Source organism: Marinobacter similis (assembly GCF_000830985.1).
Taxonomy (GTDB): Bacteria; Pseudomonadota; Gammaproteobacteria; order Pseudomonadales; family Oleiphilaceae; genus Marinobacter; species Marinobacter similis.
This window is the reverse complement of the sequence record NZ_CP007151.1, coordinates 2,793,185-2,808,723: the sequence shown is the minus strand read 5'-3', so window position 1 is coordinate 2,808,723 and position 15,539 is coordinate 2,793,185. Positions and strand designations below refer to the sequence as shown.

The following is a 15,539-nucleotide window of genomic DNA, read 5'->3' as shown; positions in this document are numbered from 1 at the left end:
AACGCGGTATAATTTTCGTTTTTATTTGAGCGAGGTACTATGGACCACATCCAGATCAAAGGGGCACGCACCCACAACCTGAAGAATATCGACCTCGATATGCCTCGGGATAAACTGATTGTGGTCACCGGCCTGTCCGGCTCCGGCAAATCGTCCCTGGCCTTCGATACCCTTTACGCCGAGGGTCAGCGCCGGTACGTGGAATCCCTGTCGACCTACGCACGCCAATTTCTGTCAATGATGGAAAAGCCCGACGTCGACCACATCGAGGGCCTGTCGCCGGCGATTTCCATTGAACAGAAATCGACATCGCACAACCCCCGCTCAACCGTCGGTACCATCACCGAAATCTACGATTATCTCCGACTGCTGTTTGCCCGCGCCGGCGAACCCCGCTGCCCGGACCATGACCAGCCATTGGAAGCCCAGACCATCAGCCAGATGGTGGACCAGGTGCTGGCCATGCCGGAAGACAGCAAGCTGATGATCCTGGCCCCGGTGATTCGAGATCGCAAAGGCGAACACCAGCAGGTCATCGATACCATGAAGAGCCAGGGTTTTATCCGCCTGCGGGTCGACGGCACCGTTTACGATATCGACGACGTTCCGGCCCTGGACAAGAAGCGCAAACACCAGATCGACGTTGTGGTTGATCGGTTCAAGGTCAAACCCGGCCTGGAACAGCGGTTGGCAGAAAGTTTCGAGACCACCCTGGAACTGGCCGATGGCATTGCACTGGTGGCGCCCATGACTGGCGAAGGTGAAGAGCACACCTTTTCGGCGCGGTACGCGTGTACGCAGTGCGGCTACTCCCTCAGCGAACTCGAACCACGGATCTTTTCATTCAATAATCCTGCCGGCGCCTGCCCTACCTGCGACGGCCTGGGCGTGAAGCAGTTCTTTGATCCGGAAAAGATCATCCAACACCCCGAAGCCACTCTGGCCGCCGGTGCCATCAAGGGCTGGGATCGCCGGGCCGTTTACTACTTCCAGATGCTCGGCAGTGTTGCCGACCATTACGGCATGGACCTGGAAACGCCCTGGATCGACCTGCCCACAGAGTTCCAGGAAGTTCTGCTGAACGGCTCTGGCGCAGAGGACATCCCTTTTCGGTACGTGAACTCCCGTGGCCACATCATGGAGAAGGCGCACCCGTTTGAAGGCATTCTGCCCAACCTCGAGCGCCGTTACCGGGAAACCGAATCCCAGAGCATGCGAGAAGAGCTGGCCCGCAACCTGAGCACCCAGCCCTGTAAGGCCTGCCATGGCTCACGGCTGCGTCGCAGTGCCCGCCACGTGTTTATCGAAAAACGGAACCTGCCCGAGGTAACCCGGCTGCCGGTTGGCGAGGCCCATCGTTACTTTGAGCATCTGGCCCTGCCCGGCCGCAAGGGTGAGATCGCAGAAAAGATCCTGAAAGAAGTGCGCCAGCGCCTCCAGTTCCTGGTCAATGTTGGCCTGGAATACCTGACCCTGGAGCGCAGTGCCGATACCCTCTCGGGCGGCGAGGCCCAGCGCATCCGTCTGGCCAGCCAGATTGGTGCCGGCCTGGTCGGTGTCATGTACATTCTCGACGAACCGTCCATCGGTCTGCATCAGCGCGACAATGATCGCCTGCTCGCCACGCTGACCCATCTGCGGGATCTCGGCAACACGGTGATCGTGGTCGAGCACGACGAAGATGCCATTCGGGCAGCCGATCACGTCATTGATATCGGCCCCGGCGCCGGCATCCACGGCGGCAAAATCATCGCCCAGGGCACGCCCCAACAGATTATCGACCATCCCGACTCGCTGACCGGGCAATACCTGAATGGTACCCGTGAGATTGCGGTGCCCAAGACCCGAAACAAAGGCAACGGCAAATCGCTGACCTTGACCGGTGCCACAGGCAACAACCTGCAGGATGTCACCCTGAACCTGCCCCTGGGCATCATGACCTGCGTCACCGGTGTCTCCGGCTCTGGCAAGTCGACCCTGATCAACAGCACCCTGTATCCGGTCTCGGCTGCCAAGTTGAACAAGGCCACCAGCCTAAGCCACGCCCCTTACCGATCACTCAAGGGCCTGGACCACCTGGACAAGGTCATTGATATTGACCAGAGCCCGATAGGCCGCACACCGCGCTCCAACCCGGCCACCTACACCGGACTGTTCACCCCCATTCGCGAACTGTTCGCCGGTACCCAGGAGGCTCGTTCACGGGGCTATAAGCCTGGGCGCTTCTCGTTCAACGTCAAAGGGGGACGGTGTGAGGCCTGCCAGGGCGACGGTGTCATCAAGGTTGAGATGCACTTCCTGCCCGATGTGTATGTGTCCTGCGATGTCTGCAAAGGAAAGCGCTATAACCGGGAAACCCTGGAAGTCCGGTACAAGGGCAAAAACATCCACGAAGTCCTGGACATGACGGTCGAGGAAGGCCGGGAGTTTTTCGATGCGGTGCCATTTCTCGCCCGCAAACTCCAGACCCTGATGGATGTCGGCCTCTCGTACATTCGCCTGGGCCAGAGCGCCGTCACCCTCTCCGGCGGGGAAGCCCAGCGCGTCAAGCTCGCGAAAGAGCTGTCCAAACGAGACACTGGCCAGACCCTGTACATTCTGGACGAACCTACTACCGGCCTGCACTTCTATGACATTCAGCAATTGCTGCACGTCCTCGAACGCCTGCGCGACCACGGCAACACCATCGTGGTGATCGAGCACAACCTGGACGTCATCAAGACGGCTGACTGGATTATTGACCTGGGGCCAGAGGGCGGCTCAGGCGGCGGGCAGATCATTGCCGAAGGGACACCGGAAGACGTCGCGGACAACACTGCCTCGCACACCGGCAAGTACCTCAAATCGATGCTGAGTAAGTAACCGGCGGGCGGGTAACCCCCGCCCATCCTTCAGACACAAAAAAACCGGGAACCTTTCGGAACCCGGTTTTTTATTGGCCGAAGCCGAGGAACTTACTCCTCGCCTTCGTCCACTTCTTCCGCTTCGATATCCAGCGGACGACCGACCAGCTCAACAAATGCCATCGGGGCATTGTCACCAGCACGGAAACCGCACTTCAGGATACGAAGGTAACCACCCGGACGCTCGTTGTAACGAGGGCCAAGCTCATCAAACAGCTTGGCAACCGCTGCATCGTCACGCAGGCGAGAAAACGCCAGACGACGATTCGCGACCGAATCATTCTTAGAGAGCGTGATCAAAGGCTCAGCTACTCGACGAAGCTCTTTCGCTTTCGGCAGCGTTGTTTTGATCAGCTCGTGTTCAACCAGTGACGCAGTCATGTTACGGAACATGGCCTTGCGATGCGCACTGGTCCTGCTGAACTTACGACCACTCTTACGATGACGCATTGCTCTTATTCCTTACCTTAAACTAATCGGCGATTAACCGCCCAACACCCGGTCGTCGCCACGAAGGCTAGCCGGCGGCCAGTTATCAAGACGCATGCCCAAAGACAGACCACGAGACGCCAAAACGTCCTTGATCTCGGTCAGCGACTTTTTACCAAGGTTAGGCGTCTTCAACAGCTCAACTTCAGTGCGCTGGATCAGATCGCCGATGTAGTAAATATTCTCAGCCTTCAAGCAGTTAGCTGAACGCACTGTCAATTCCAGATCATCAACCGGGCGCAACAGGATCGGATCGATTTCTTCCTCTTCCTCTACGCGCTCTGGCTCTTTCTCATGATCGAAATCAACAAACACCGCCAATTGCTGCTGGAGGATGGTCGCGGCCCGGCGAATTGCTTCTTCCGGATCAATCGTCCCATTGGTCTCCAGATCAATCACCAGCTTGTCCAGGTCAGTCCGCTGCTCTACCCGTGCACTTTCCACGGAGTAAGCCACACGACGAACCGGGCTGAAAGTTGCATCCAGCTGCAGGCGTCCAATGGCGCGAGTTTCGTCCTCGTCGAGACCACGCTGGTCTGCCGGCTCATAGCCGCGACCGCGGTTAACACGGAGACGCATGTTCACTTCACCATTTTCGCTCAGGTGACAGATCACGTGCTCCGGGTTGGCGATCTCAACATCATGGTCGAGCTTGATATCACCGGCGGTGACAACGCCCGGGCCTTTTTTGCTGAGCGTTAGCTCGGCATCGTCCCGGCCGTTCATTTTCACGGCGACGCCCTTGAGATTCAGAAGAATCTCGATGACGTCTTCCTGGACACCCTCAATGGCGCTGTACTCGTGCAAGACGCCATCGATCTGCGCTTCAGTTACAGCGCAGCCCGGCATCGAGGACAAGAGAATACGGCGCAGCGCGCTGCCCAAAGTGTGCCCAAAGCCTCTTTCCAGAGGCTCGAGCGTCACTTTGGCACGCGTGGCGCTGGATTCTTTCACGTCAATGGTACGAGGTGTCAATAACTCATGTACTGAACGCTGCATAGACGCCCCTATCTGCTATCGTTGCTAACTGGGCTTTACTTAGAGTAAAGCTCGACGATGAGGTTCTCGTTGATGTCGGCCGGCAATTCAGTACGCTCAGGCACTGCCTTGTAAACGCCGGACATCTTGTTGGCGTCGACCTCTACCCAGCTCACCGGTGCACGACTTGCAGACAGATCCAGCGCGCCTTTTACGCGAAGCTGATTCTTAGCCTTTTCGCGCACGCTCACAACATCACCCGGCTTGACTGGTAGGAAGCAATGTTCACTACCTTGTCGTTCACCAGGATCGCTTTGTGAGAAACGAGCTGACGGGATTCAGCACGGTAGAACCAAAGCCCATGCGGTATACAACGTTATCCAGACGACCTTCCAGCAGCTGCAGCAGGTTTTCACCAGTTGCACCTTTGCCTCGGGCTGCCTCTTTGTAGTAGTTACGGAACTGCTTCTCAAGCACGCCGTAGATACGACGAACTTTCTGTTTTTCACGAAGCTGAACGCCGTACTCGGACAGACGACCGCGACGCGCGCCGTGCATACCCGGCGGAGTCTCGATGTTGCACTTGGAATCGAGCGCGCGAACACCGCTCTTTAGAAAAAGATCTGTCCCTTCACGACGAGACAGCTTGCACTTCGGGCCTATATAACGAGCCATATTTCACTGTCTCCTGTGTTAGACGCGGCGCTTTTTGGGCGGACGACAGCCGTTATGGGGAATCGGCGTCACATCTGTGATGTTGGTGATCTTGTAGCCGCACGCGTTCAGCGCACGAACTGCAGATTCACGTCCGGGCCCAGGACCCTTAACCTCTACGTCCAGGTTTTTTAGGCCGTATTCAGCAGCCGCGTTACCGGCTCTTTCAGCTGCTACCTGCGCAGCAAAAGGTGTACTCTTGCGTGACCCACGGAAACCGGAACCACCAGAGGTAGCCCAGGACAGGACGTTGCCCTGACGGTCAGAAATGGTCACGATAGTGTTGTTGAAGGACGCGTGAATGTGCGCGACGCCATCAACAACCGTCTTTTTCACCTTTTTACGGGTACGTGTACCTGGCTTTGCCATGTTTGCCTACCTGTTACTTACGAATAGGTTTGCGTGGACCTTTACGGGTGCGAGCGTTGGTCTTGGTGCGCTGGCCACGGACCGGAAGGCCATGACGATGACGCAGACCACGGTGACATCCGAGATCCTTCAAACGCTTGATGTTCATCTGTACTTCACGACGCAGATCGCCTTCGACAGACACCTTGCCCACTTCGGTACGAAGTGATTCAAGCTGCTCGTCGCTAAGGTCTTTGACCTTGACGTCCGGCTTAACGCCGGTTGCATCGCAAAGCTTCTGGGCTGTTGTCTTGCCAACACCAAAGATGTATGTCAGCGAGATAACAGCATGTTTGTTATCGGGTATATTGACACCGGCTATACGTGCCATCCAAATTACTCCGCGTTCAAAGCTTTGCTGTGTGAATTTTCCGCCACAAAAAGGGCGCGAAATAATAGCGCCTGACTCCTGTCGAAGTCAAGCGCCAGTATTCCGAACCCCTTTGCGTTATCAGGTTTTGTCCCGAAGGATTAACCCTGACGCTGCTTGTGGCGAGGCTCCGAGCAAATGACTCGTACTGAGCCATTGCGACGAATTACTTTGCAGTTACGGCAAATTTTCTTTACCGAAGCGCGTACTTTCATTGTCGACTCCAGTTTTCAAGGGGAACAGCTTAGCCGTTCCGACCATAGCCCTTGAGATTGGACTTCTTCATCAGCGATTCATACTGATGAGACATCAGGTGTGACTGTACCTGCGCCATGAAATCCATCACCACGACTACCACAATCAGCAGTGAGGTGCCGCCCAGATAGAACGGTACATTCCCGGCCACCATCAGAAACTGTGGGAACAGGGACACTGCTGCAATGTACATTGCACCGAACAGCGTTAGGCGAGTCAGCACACCATCAATGTACTTGGCTGTCTGATCGCCCGGACGGATGCCCGGAATAAACGCTCCAGAGCGCTTGAGGTTATCCGCAACTTCTTTCGGATTGTACATCAACGCTGTATAGAAGAAGCAGAAGAACACAACTGCTGCTGCGAACAGGATGATATACAACGGCTGGCTGGGCGCCAATGCCTGGGAAACATCGCTGAGCCATTCCATGCCCTCGCCTTGACCAAACCACTGCCCGATCGACGCCGGGAACAACAGAATGGATGAAGCAAAGATCGGCGGAATAACACCGGCCATGTTCACCTTAAGTGGCAGATGGCTGGATTGCTGTGCGAACACACGGCGACCCTGCTGACGCTTGGCGTAGTTGATGGTCAGACGACGCTGACCACGCTCCATGAACACCACGAAGCCGATGACGGCTACCGCGAGAACACCAATTCCCAGTACCACCAGGAGACTCATCTCGCCATTTCTGGCTTGCTCGAGAGTCTGACCAATGGCGCCAGGCAAGCCGGCCACAATACCCGCGAAAATCAGCAGGGAAATCCCGTTGCCAACGCCGCGTTCAGTGATCTGCTCACCCAGCCACATCATGAAGACTGCACCGCTCACGAAGGAAACAACTGCCACGAAGTGGAAGCTGAAGCTGTCGTTAAAGGTCACGCCTTGTGATGCCAGACCGACAGAAATACCAGCGCCCTGAACCAGGGCGAGGATAACCGTACCATACCGCGTGTATTGACTGATCTTGCGACGACCAGCCTCGCCTTCTTTTTTCAGCTGCTCAAGCTGCGGGCTAACCGCAGTCATGAGCTGCATGATAATCGAAGCCGAAATATACGGCATGATACCGAGAGCGAAGATACTCATGCGCTCAAGCGCACCACCAGAAAACATGTTGAACATGCTCAGGATCGTGCCCTGATTCTGTTCAAACAGTGCCGCCAAACGGTCGGGGTTGATCCCCGGCACCGGAATATGGGCACCGATCCGGTACACCAACAATGCCAGGAAGACAAACCAGAGCCGCGATCGCAGCTCTGCCAGTCCTTTACCCGCGCCCGCAGGCAATGATGCTGTCTTGGCCATTTAGTCCTCGACTCGCCTTAGTCTTCGACTTTACCACCCGCGGCGGCAATTGCCTCGCGTGCGCCTTTGGTTACCCGAAGGCCCTTAACGGTTACTGCACGGCTCAGTTCGCCGGACAGGATAACCTTGGCTTCGCGAATCTCTTCGCGAATGATATCCGCCTTTTTAAGAGCTTCCAGATCCACCACATCACCTTCGACCTTCGCCAGTTCATTCAGGCGAATTTCGGCAACGTAGCGCTGCTGACGAGAGGTAAAACCAAACTTCGGCAGACGACGAGCCAGAGGCTGCTGACCACCCTCGAAACCAGGAGCTACGCTGCCACCTGAACGGGCCTTCAGACCCTTGTGACCACGACCACCGGTTTTACCGAGACCGCTACCGATACCACGACCAACTCGCTTAGGAGCCTGACGTGAACCGGGTTCCGGACTAAGTTCGTTCAGACGCATCTTAGTTCTCCTCAACCCGAACCAGGTAATCTACCCGGTTGATCATGCCGCGGATGGAAGGTGTATCTTCCACTTCCACGGTGTGACCGATTTTACGAAGACCCAGGCCCTTCACACATGCTTTGTGCTTGGGCTGGCAGCCGATTGGGCTGCGGGTCAGAGTTACTTTGATCGTTTTTGCGTTCGCCATGACTTCAACCCAGAATCTCTTCCACGGTCTTACCGCGCTTGGCTGCGATATCTTCAGGCGCTTGCGTTGCCTGGAGACCCTTGATGGTGGAACGTACCACGTTGACCGGGTTGGTAGACCCGTAACACTTGGACAGTACGTTCTGAACACCTGCCACTTCCAGTACAGCGCGCATCGCGCCGCCGGCGATGATGCCGGTACCTTCGGAAGCCGGCTGCATGTAGACCTTGGAGCCGCCATGCTGTGCCTTCACCGCGTACTGCAGAGTAGTACCGTCCAGCGGGACATCAACCATGTTTTTACGCGCAGCTTCCATAGCCTTCTGGATAGCGACCGGCACTTCACGTGCCTTGCCACGACCAAAACCAACGCGACCTTTACCATCACCCACTACAGTCAGTGCGGTGAAGGCGAAAATACGGCCACCTTTTACTACTTTGGCGACACGATTGACCTGAACCAGCTTTTCCTGGAGCTCAGGCGCCTTCTGTTCGTTAACGCTCATCTTCTCCACCTCTTAGAATTGCAAGCCAGCTTCACGGGCTGCGTCGGCCAGAGCCTGAATACGGCCGTGATAACGGTAACCGGAGCGGTCAAAAGCGACCTGCTCAACACCTGCTGCCTTGGCACGCTCAGCGATCAGCTGACCGACCTTCTTGGCAGCGTCCACGTTACCGGTTGCACCCTGGCGCAGTTCCTTATCCAACGTGGAGGCAGAAGCCAGCACTTTGCTGCCATCTGCAGTCGTAACCTGGGCGTACATGTGACGCGGTGTGCGATGAACGCACAGGCGATTGGTACCCAGTTCACGAATCTTCATGCGCACTTTGCGTGCGCGACGCAATCTTTCGTTATTCGCGCTCATAGTCCCGCCTTATTTCTTCTTGGCTTCTTTGCGTCTGACCTGCTCATCCGCATAACGAACACCCTTACCCTTATAAGGCTCGGGCGGACGGAACGCGCGGACATCAGCAGCGACCTGGCCAACCTGTTGCTTGTCGATACCGCGGATAACTACTTCCGTATTGGACGGAGTTTCTGCGGTAATCCCCTCGGGCAGCTCATATTCAACCGGGTGTGAAAAACCCAGTGTCAGATTGAGCTTCTTACCTTGCGCCTGGGCACGGTAACCTACGCCCGTCAGCTGGAGCTTGCGCTCAAAGCCTGTGGATACACCAGTCACCATGTTGTTGACCAGTGCACGAGTAGTACCAGCAAGAGCGCGGGACTGTTTAGCACCATCACGGGCAACAAAGCGCAGTACGTTTTCGTCCTGCGTTACTTCGACCGCTTGGTGAATGGTGATTTCAAGTGCTCCCTTGGAGCCCTTAACACTAATTTCCTGTCCGTTCAGCTTAACCTCAACACCGGAAGGCAGCACGACAGGATTATTGGCAACCCTGGACATGTGTATCTCCTAGAATACGGTGCAGATGACTTCGCCACCCACGCCAGCAGCTCGTGCGGCGCGGTCTGTCATAACGCCCTTGGACGTTGAGACAATCGCGACTCCCAAACCACCGGATACCTTCGGTAGTTCCCCAGCGCCGTTGTACTGGCGCAGACTCGGACGGCTGACCCGCTTGATCTCTTCAATAACCGGCTTGCCGCCGAAGTATTTCAGAGTGATCGTCAGCTCGGGCTTCGCGTCGGCTGAAACGGAAAAGTCTTCCACGTAACCTTCGTCCTTAAGGACCTGGGCTACGGAAATCTTCATCTTTGAAGACGGCATCGTAACATCTGTCTTAGACGCCATCTGTGCATTACGAATACGAGTAAACATATCCGCAAGCGTGTCTTGCATACTCATTGGTATGAGGCTCCTGATCTTTTTAGTTGTGCAGCGGCGTGCCGCACCGCTTACCAACAGGCACCTGACCGAAGTCAGGGTGCCTATCTTACCAGCTTGCCTTAGTCAGGCCCGGAACGTCACCGCGCATGCCGTATTCACGAAGTTTAATCCGTGAAAGCTCGAACTTGCGGAGAACGCCGTGGGGACGACCAGTCACCTGGCAACGATTCCGAAGACGCGAGGGGCTTGCATCGCGAGGAAGCTGTTGCAGCTTCATCTGTGCGTCCCAACGGTCATCATCGCTGGTATTCGGGTTCTTGATAATCGCCTTGAGCTCAGCACGCTTCGCTGCAAACTTCGCAACGGTTTGTTCGCGCTTCAGCTCACGGTTTTTCATGGAAACCTTAGCCATTACACTCGTTCCTTTATTTCTTGAACGGAAAGCCGAAGGCTTTCAGCAGTTCACGACCTTCATCGTCGGTACCGGCAGTAGTGGTAATGGTGATGTCCAGACCACGGATCTTGTCGACTTTGTCGTACTCGATCTCAGGGAAAATGATCTGCTCACGCACACCCATGCTGTAGTTACCACGACCGTCGAACGACTTGGGATTCAGACCACGGAAGTCACGAATGCGGGGTACCGCAATGTGAACCAGGCGATCAAAGAAGTCCCACATACGCTCACCGCGCAGAGTAACCTTGCAACCGATCGGCCAACCTTCACGGATTTTGAAACCCGCAACGGATTTACGTGCCTTGGTAACAACAACCTTTTGACCTGCCAGGCGCTCTAGATCCGCCACGGCATTCTCAATCAGCTTCTTGTCACCAACCGCTTCGCCGACACCCATGTTAAGGGTGATCTTTTCGATACGCGGCACCTGCATGATGTTCTTGTAGCTGAACTCTTTCTGCAGGGCGGGTACCACTTCCTTACTGTACTGCTCTTTCATGTTAAGCATCGTAACCACCACCGCTTACTGGTTATCGACAGCTTCGTTCGTGGACTTGAAGATCCGCACTTTAGCGCCGTCTTCCTTGGTCTGGAAGCCAACACGATCGGCTTTGCCGGTCTGCGGATTAAAAATAGCCACGTTGGAAGCCTGGATAGGTGCTTCTTTTTCGACGATGCCACCTGGGGTGCCCAGCATCGGGTTAGGTTTGGTGTGCTTCTTGATCATGTTGATCCCAGAAACAAGCACTCGACCATCGTCCTGAACTTTCAGGACTTTACCACGTTTGCCTTTATCTTTCCCCGTGGTGACGATTACTTCGTCATCTCGTTTGATCTTTTTCATAACCGGCCTCTGGTCCTTTAAAGTACTTCGGGTGCCAGTGAAATAATTTTCATGAACTTCTCATTACGCAGCTCACGGGTAACCGGTCCGAAGATACGGGTACCAATAGGAGCGTCCTGAGGGTTCAGAAGTACCGCCGCGTTTCCGTCGAAACGGATCAGCGAACCGTCGGGACGGCGAACACCCTTACGAGTGCGCACCACCACAGCCTTCAGGACCTGGCCTTTCTTCACTTTACCGCGGGGGATGGCTTCCTTAACGGTTACCTTGATGATATCCCCTACGCTGGCATAACGCCGATGTGAACCGCCCAGGACCTTAATGCACATCACCTGACGCGCACCGCTGTTATCCGCGACTTCAAGCATTGTTTGAGTCTGAATCATGGTTGTTCTCCGGCGTTACACCTTGGATGCACGTTCGGTGACTGCCACCAGGGCCCAGCTCTTGGTCTTAGAGACCGGACGGGTTTCCTGGATGGTCACAGTGTCACCGACGTTACACTGATTACTCTCATCGTGAGCGTGAATCTTGGTTGAGCGCTTCATGTACTTACCGTACAGAGGGTGCTTCACCTGACGCTCGACCAGAACGACGATGGACTTCTCCATCTTGTTGCTCACGACCTTGCCGCTCAGAGTTCTGGCAGTTTGGGTAGCTTCAGTCATGTCACTGTCCTGCCTTTTCATTCAATACTGTTTTCACGCGAGCAATCTCACGTTTCACCTTGCCGAGAAGGTGAGACTGATTCAGCTGACCTGTCGCCTTACGCATGCGCAGGTTGAACTGCTCCTTCAGGAGGTCGATCAGCTCTTTGTTCAGCTCCTCGACTGACTTTTCACGCAGCTCTGTTGCTTTCATCACATCACCGTCCTCGTTACAAAGGTGGTCTGTACCGGCAGTTTGGCCGCAGCGAGAGTGAAGGCATCACGAGCGATTTCCTCAGATACACCTTCCATCTCGTAGAGCATGCGGCCTGGCTGAATTTCAGCGACCCAATACTCGACAGAACCCTTACCTTTACCCATTCGTACTTCCAGCGGCTTACCAGTGATCGGCTTGTCCGGGAACACCCGGATCCAGATCTTCCCGCCACGCTTAATGCGACGAGTCATGGTACGACGCGCTGCCTCAATCTGGCGCGCAGTTATACGCCCACGACTGGTAGCTTTCAATCCGTATTCACCGAAGCTCACCTTGTTAGCGCGGTGAGCAAGACCGGTGTTACGGCCTTTCATTACCTTGCGAAATTTGGTGCGTTTTGGTTGCAGCATAAGAGTGCCCCTTTACTTAGAACCTTTCTTCCCAGAGGCTTTCTTGTCAGCACGGACCTGCTCCATACCACCAAGAATCTCACCTTTGAAGATCCATACCTTGACGCCGATTACGCCGTAAGTGGTATGCGCTTCGTAGGTTGCGTAATCAATATCTGCACGCAGTGTGTGCAGAGGTACACGACCTTCGCGATACCACTCGGAACGCGCAATTTCAGCACCCCCGAGACGACCGCCTACCTGAATCTTGATACCCTTGGCGCCTTGACGCATGGCGTTCTGTACCGCGCGCTTCATAGCACGACGGAACATCACACGACGCTCCAGCTGACCGGCAACGTTTTGCGCTACCAGGCGGGCATCCAGGTCCGGCTTGCGGACTTCTTCGATGTTGATGTGCACAGGCACACCCATCATGTCGCTGACTTCGCGACGCAGACGATCAACATCTTCACCCTTCTTACCGATAACAATACCGGGACGGGCAGTATGGATCGTGATACGGGCGTTCTGAGCAGGGCGCTCGATCACAATCTTGCTGACAGACGCCTTAACCAGACGCTTGTCGAGGAATTCACGAACCTGAATGTCATTCAGCAGGTTTTGTGAGTATTCCTTTTTGTCGGCATACCAGACTGAGTTGTGCTCTTTGATCACACCCAGGCGAATGCCGGTTGGATTTACTTTATGACCCATCTGAGCATCTCCTACTTGTCGGCGACCTTGACGGTGATATGGCAGGTGCGCTTGAAAATCCGGTCAGCGCGCCCCTTGGCTCGAGCTTTAATTCGCTTGAGCGTCGGACCCTCATCCACCATTACGGTGGAAACCCGCAGTTCGTCAACGTCCAGACCTTCGTTGTGCTCAGCGTTAGCGATGGCAGACTCAAGAGCTTTCTTGAGTACAACCGCCGCCTTCTTTGGGCTGAAAGTCAGAATGTTCAGGGCATCCTCAACCGCCTTGCCGCGTACTTGGTCAGCGACAAGACGTGCTTTCTGAGCTGAGAGGTTAGCGCCCTTATACTTGGCTGCTACTTCCATTTCTATTCCCTCACAATCAGCGTTTAGCTTTCTTGTCGGCCGCATGACCACGATAAGTACGCGTTGCCGCGAACTCACCCAGCTTATGTCCAACCATATCTTCGGTGACATAAACCGGCACGTGCTGCTTGCCGTTGTGGACTGCAATGGTCAGGCCTACCATCTCCGGAAATACTGTCGACCGGCGCGACCAGGTCTTGATCGGTCGCTTGTCGTTAGCTTCCAGAGCTGCCTCGACCTTCTTCAACAGATGCAGGTCTATAAAAGGACCTTTCTTTAAAGAACGTGGCACAGCAATTACCTCTATGTAGTCGTTTACTTGGCCGAACGACGACGTACTATCATTTTATCAGTACGCTTGTTCTTACGAGTCTTATGCCCTTTGGTCGGAACACCCCACGGAGTAACCGGGTGACGTCCGCCAGAGGTACGCCCTTCACCACCACCATGTGGGTGGTCAACTGGGTTCATAGCAACACCACGTACTGTTGGGCGTTTGCCGCGCCAACGTGATGCACCCGCTTTACCAAGCTGCTTGAGACTGTGCTCGCTGTTGGATACTTCACCCAACGTTGCGCGGCAATCTACAAGCACCTTTCGCATTTCACCTGAGCGCAGGCGGATGGTGGCATATGCACCTTCACGCGCTACCAGCTGTACGGATGCGCCCGCAGAGCGAGCCAGCTGAGCACCTTTGCCAGGCTTGAGTTCAACGCAGTGGATTACAGAACCGACCGGAATATTCCGGAGCGGCAACGTGCTACCCACTTTAATCGGCGCGTCGATACCGGAGCGCACAGGATCACCGATCTGCATACCTTTGGGAGCGATAATGTAACGACGCTCGCCATCGGCGTACTTGACCAGTGCAATGTGCGCAGAGCGGTTAGGATCGTATTCCAGGCGCTCAATGACCGCTGGGATACCATCTTTGGTCCGCTTAAAATCAATTACACGGTAGTGCTTCTTGTGACCACCACCAGTGTGACGTGTGGTAATGCGACCCGCATTATTACGTCCACCCGTCTTATTCTTTCTTTCTACCAACGGCTCGTAAGGGCGCCTGTGTGCAGATCCGGGTTGTAAAGCTTTACAACGTGACGGCGTCCGGCAGATGTTGGTTTGGTTTTGACGATCGGCATATTACGACCCCTTTACCTTATTCCACATCCAGAAAATCGATGTCCTGACCTTCAGCCAGCTTTACGTAAGCCTTACGAATGTCATTACGCTTGCCGAACCCGCGGATAGTGCGCTTGAGCTTACCCTTACGGTTCAGAACCTGAACACCTTCGACGGTGACGTTGAACAGTTGCTCAACGGCTTTCTTGATCTCGGGCTTGGTTGCGTCCGGGGCTACCCGAAACACTACCTGGCCGTGCTCGGCCACCAGAGAAGCTTTCTCAGATACGTGCGGTCCAAGCAGGACCTTGTAAATACGCTCCTGATTCATCCCAGCATCTCCTCGATCTTCTTCAGAGCAGGCACAGTGATCACGACGCTGTCGTGAGCAACCAGGCTAACCGGATCAAGACCTGCGATATCACGAACATCAACGTGCGGGATGTTGCGTGAAGCAAGGTGCAGGTTCTGCTCAACGCTTTCAGACAGGATCAGCGCATTGCTTACACCGAGATCCTTCAGCTTAGCGGTGAACGCCTTGGTCTTCGGGCTGTCGACATTCAACTCGTCAACAACTACCAGACGCTCTTGGCGAACCAGCTCAGAAAAAATAGAACGCATTGCTGCGCGGTACATCTTCCGGTTTACCTTCTGCTCAAAACCGCGAGGCTTGGCTGCAAAGGTAACACCACCGGCGCGCCAGATTGGGCTGCGGATAGTACCAGCACGGGCACGACCAGTGCCCTTCTGACGCCATGGCTTCTTACCACCACCGCTGACTTCAGAACGCGTCTTTTGAGCCTTGGTACCTTGGCGGCCAGCTGCCATGTAAGCAGTAACAACCTGGTGCACCAGCGACTCGTTAAAATCTTTGGCAAATGCAGCGTCGGAAACAGAAATTCCCTTGCCGCTACCTGTAATAGTCAATTCCATCGCACC

Annotated in this window: 25 protein-coding genes and 2 pseudogenes; 1 reads left to right on the top strand and 26 read right to left on the bottom strand. The window is 55.0% G+C overall.

The genetic code is table 11. The features are described from left to right. Window positions 1-39 precede the first annotated feature (39 nt). On the top strand, window positions 40-2,862 hold the full coding sequence (gene uvrA / locus AU14_RS13070) for an excinuclease ABC subunit UvrA (protein ID WP_041341483.1): 2,823 nt from the start codon (window positions 40-42) through the stop codon (window positions 2,860-2,862). A 92-nt stretch (window positions 2,863-2,954) separates the two neighbouring features. Here uvrA and rplQ read toward each other — a convergent pair whose 3' ends face one another. The 26 genes and pseudogenes from rplQ to rplD form a co-directional block, all read right to left on the bottom strand. Continuing rightward, window positions 2,955-3,353: a 50S ribosomal protein L17 gene (rplQ, locus tag AU14_RS13065; protein WP_041341481.1), complete on the bottom strand. Its 399-nt coding sequence runs from the start codon at window positions 3,351-3,353 to the stop codon at window positions 2,955-2,957. Between the two features lie 33 nt (window positions 3,354-3,386). Further along, entirely contained in the window at window positions 3,387-4,391 is a 1,005-nt protein-coding gene (locus AU14_RS13060; RefSeq protein ID WP_041341478.1) for a DNA-directed RNA polymerase subunit alpha, read from the bottom strand. Window positions 4,392-4,426: 35 nt separating this feature from the next. Next, window positions 4,427-5,045: pseudogene (rpsD, locus tag AU14_RS13055) on the bottom strand (30S ribosomal protein S4). Window positions 5,046-5,063: 18 nt separating this feature from the next. After that, window positions 5,064-5,453, bottom strand: a complete 390-nt coding sequence (gene rpsK / locus AU14_RS13050; RefSeq protein WP_007153992.1) for a 30S ribosomal protein S11 — start codon at window positions 5,451-5,453, stop codon at window positions 5,064-5,066. Window positions 5,454-5,466: 13 nt separating this feature from the next. Then, the gene (gene rpsM / locus AU14_RS13045; RefSeq protein ID WP_012139789.1) at window positions 5,467-5,823 is read right to left on the bottom strand and encodes a 30S ribosomal protein S13; all 357 of its coding nucleotides are present in this window, start codon (window positions 5,821-5,823) and stop codon (window positions 5,467-5,469) included. Window positions 5,824-5,963: 140 nt separating this feature from the next. After that, window positions 5,964-6,077, bottom strand: coding sequence for a 50S ribosomal protein L36 (gene rpmJ, locus AU14_RS19145; RefSeq protein ID WP_008174902.1), 114 nt, complete (start codon window positions 6,075-6,077; stop codon window positions 5,964-5,966). A gap of 29 nt (window positions 6,078-6,106) precedes the next feature. Then, the gene (gene secY / locus AU14_RS13040; protein ID WP_041341470.1) at window positions 6,107-7,429 is read right to left on the bottom strand and encodes a preprotein translocase subunit SecY; all 1,323 of its coding nucleotides are present in this window, start codon (window positions 7,427-7,429) and stop codon (window positions 6,107-6,109) included. Between the two features lie 17 nt (window positions 7,430-7,446). Further along, entirely contained in the window at window positions 7,447-7,881 is a 435-nt protein-coding gene (gene rplO / locus AU14_RS13035; RefSeq protein WP_041341467.1) for a 50S ribosomal protein L15, read from the bottom strand. Between the two features lies 1 nt (window position 7,882). Then, window positions 7,883-8,071, bottom strand: a complete 189-nt coding sequence (gene rpmD, locus AU14_RS13030; RefSeq protein WP_041341464.1) for a 50S ribosomal protein L30 — start codon at window positions 8,069-8,071, stop codon at window positions 7,883-7,885. 4 nt (window positions 8,072-8,075) lie between these two features. Next, complete coding sequence (gene rpsE, locus AU14_RS13025) at window positions 8,076-8,576, bottom strand: 30S ribosomal protein S5 (RefSeq protein WP_041341461.1); 501 nt, start codon at window positions 8,574-8,576, stop codon at window positions 8,076-8,078. 12 nt (window positions 8,577-8,588) lie between these two features. Further along, entirely contained in the window at window positions 8,589-8,936 is a 348-nt protein-coding gene (gene rplR / locus AU14_RS13020) for a 50S ribosomal protein L18 (RefSeq protein ID WP_041341459.1), read from the bottom strand. Between the two features lie 9 nt (window positions 8,937-8,945). After that, entirely contained in the window at window positions 8,946-9,479 is a 534-nt protein-coding gene (gene rplF, locus AU14_RS13015) for a 50S ribosomal protein L6 (protein ID WP_041341456.1), read from the bottom strand. Window positions 9,480-9,488: 9 nt separating this feature from the next. After that, complete coding sequence (gene rpsH, locus AU14_RS13010) at window positions 9,489-9,881, bottom strand: 30S ribosomal protein S8 (protein ID WP_041341454.1); 393 nt, start codon at window positions 9,879-9,881, stop codon at window positions 9,489-9,491. Window positions 9,882-9,969: 88 nt separating this feature from the next. Then, the gene (gene rpsN / locus AU14_RS13005; protein ID WP_041341451.1) at window positions 9,970-10,275 is read right to left on the bottom strand and encodes a 30S ribosomal protein S14; all 306 of its coding nucleotides are present in this window, start codon (window positions 10,273-10,275) and stop codon (window positions 9,970-9,972) included. A 13-nt stretch (window positions 10,276-10,288) separates the two neighbouring features. Next, on the bottom strand, window positions 10,289-10,828 hold the full coding sequence (rplE, locus tag AU14_RS13000) for a 50S ribosomal protein L5 (protein WP_041341448.1): 540 nt from the start codon (window positions 10,826-10,828) through the stop codon (window positions 10,289-10,291). A 15-nt stretch (window positions 10,829-10,843) separates the two neighbouring features. Continuing rightward, entirely contained in the window at window positions 10,844-11,164 is a 321-nt protein-coding gene (rplX, locus tag AU14_RS12995) for a 50S ribosomal protein L24 (RefSeq protein ID WP_041341445.1), read from the bottom strand. A gap of 17 nt (window positions 11,165-11,181) precedes the next feature. Further along, window positions 11,182-11,550: a 50S ribosomal protein L14 gene (gene rplN, locus AU14_RS12990; protein WP_041341441.1), complete on the bottom strand. Its 369-nt coding sequence runs from the start codon at window positions 11,548-11,550 to the stop codon at window positions 11,182-11,184. A gap of 15 nt (window positions 11,551-11,565) precedes the next feature. Beyond that, the gene (gene rpsQ / locus AU14_RS12985; protein ID WP_041341440.1) at window positions 11,566-11,832 is read right to left on the bottom strand and encodes a 30S ribosomal protein S17; all 267 of its coding nucleotides are present in this window, start codon (window positions 11,830-11,832) and stop codon (window positions 11,566-11,568) included. Between the two features lies 1 nt (window position 11,833). Then, window positions 11,834-12,025: a 50S ribosomal protein L29 gene (rpmC, locus tag AU14_RS12980; RefSeq protein ID WP_041341437.1), complete on the bottom strand. Its 192-nt coding sequence runs from the start codon at window positions 12,023-12,025 to the stop codon at window positions 11,834-11,836. Beyond that, on the bottom strand, window positions 12,025-12,438 hold the full coding sequence (rplP, locus tag AU14_RS12975) for a 50S ribosomal protein L16 (RefSeq protein WP_008174875.1): 414 nt from the start codon (window positions 12,436-12,438) through the stop codon (window positions 12,025-12,027). The genes rpmC and rplP overlap by 1 nt, the downstream gene beginning before the upstream one ends. Before the next feature lie 12 nt (window positions 12,439-12,450). Continuing rightward, window positions 12,451-13,134, bottom strand: coding sequence for a 30S ribosomal protein S3 (gene rpsC / locus AU14_RS12970; protein WP_041341433.1), 684 nt, complete (start codon window positions 13,132-13,134; stop codon window positions 12,451-12,453). A gap of 11 nt (window positions 13,135-13,145) precedes the next feature. Next, on the bottom strand, window positions 13,146-13,478 hold the full coding sequence (gene rplV, locus AU14_RS12965) for a 50S ribosomal protein L22 (protein WP_041341430.1): 333 nt from the start codon (window positions 13,476-13,478) through the stop codon (window positions 13,146-13,148). A gap of 16 nt (window positions 13,479-13,494) precedes the next feature. Further along, window positions 13,495-13,770, bottom strand: a complete 276-nt coding sequence (rpsS, locus tag AU14_RS12960; protein WP_007154011.1) for a 30S ribosomal protein S19 — start codon at window positions 13,768-13,770, stop codon at window positions 13,495-13,497. 23 nt (window positions 13,771-13,793) lie between these two features. Continuing rightward, a pseudogene (gene rplB, locus AU14_RS12955) lies at window positions 13,794-14,620 on the bottom strand (50S ribosomal protein L2). A 17-nt stretch (window positions 14,621-14,637) separates the two neighbouring features. Beyond that, window positions 14,638-14,931: a 50S ribosomal protein L23 gene (rplW, locus tag AU14_RS12950; protein ID WP_041341428.1), complete on the bottom strand. Its 294-nt coding sequence runs from the start codon at window positions 14,929-14,931 to the stop codon at window positions 14,638-14,640. Then, entirely contained in the window at window positions 14,928-15,533 is a 606-nt protein-coding gene (gene rplD, locus AU14_RS12945) for a 50S ribosomal protein L4 (protein ID WP_041341426.1), read from the bottom strand. Before rplD ends, rplW begins: the two co-directional genes overlap by 4 nt. Window positions 15,534-15,539: the final 6 nt, after the last annotated feature.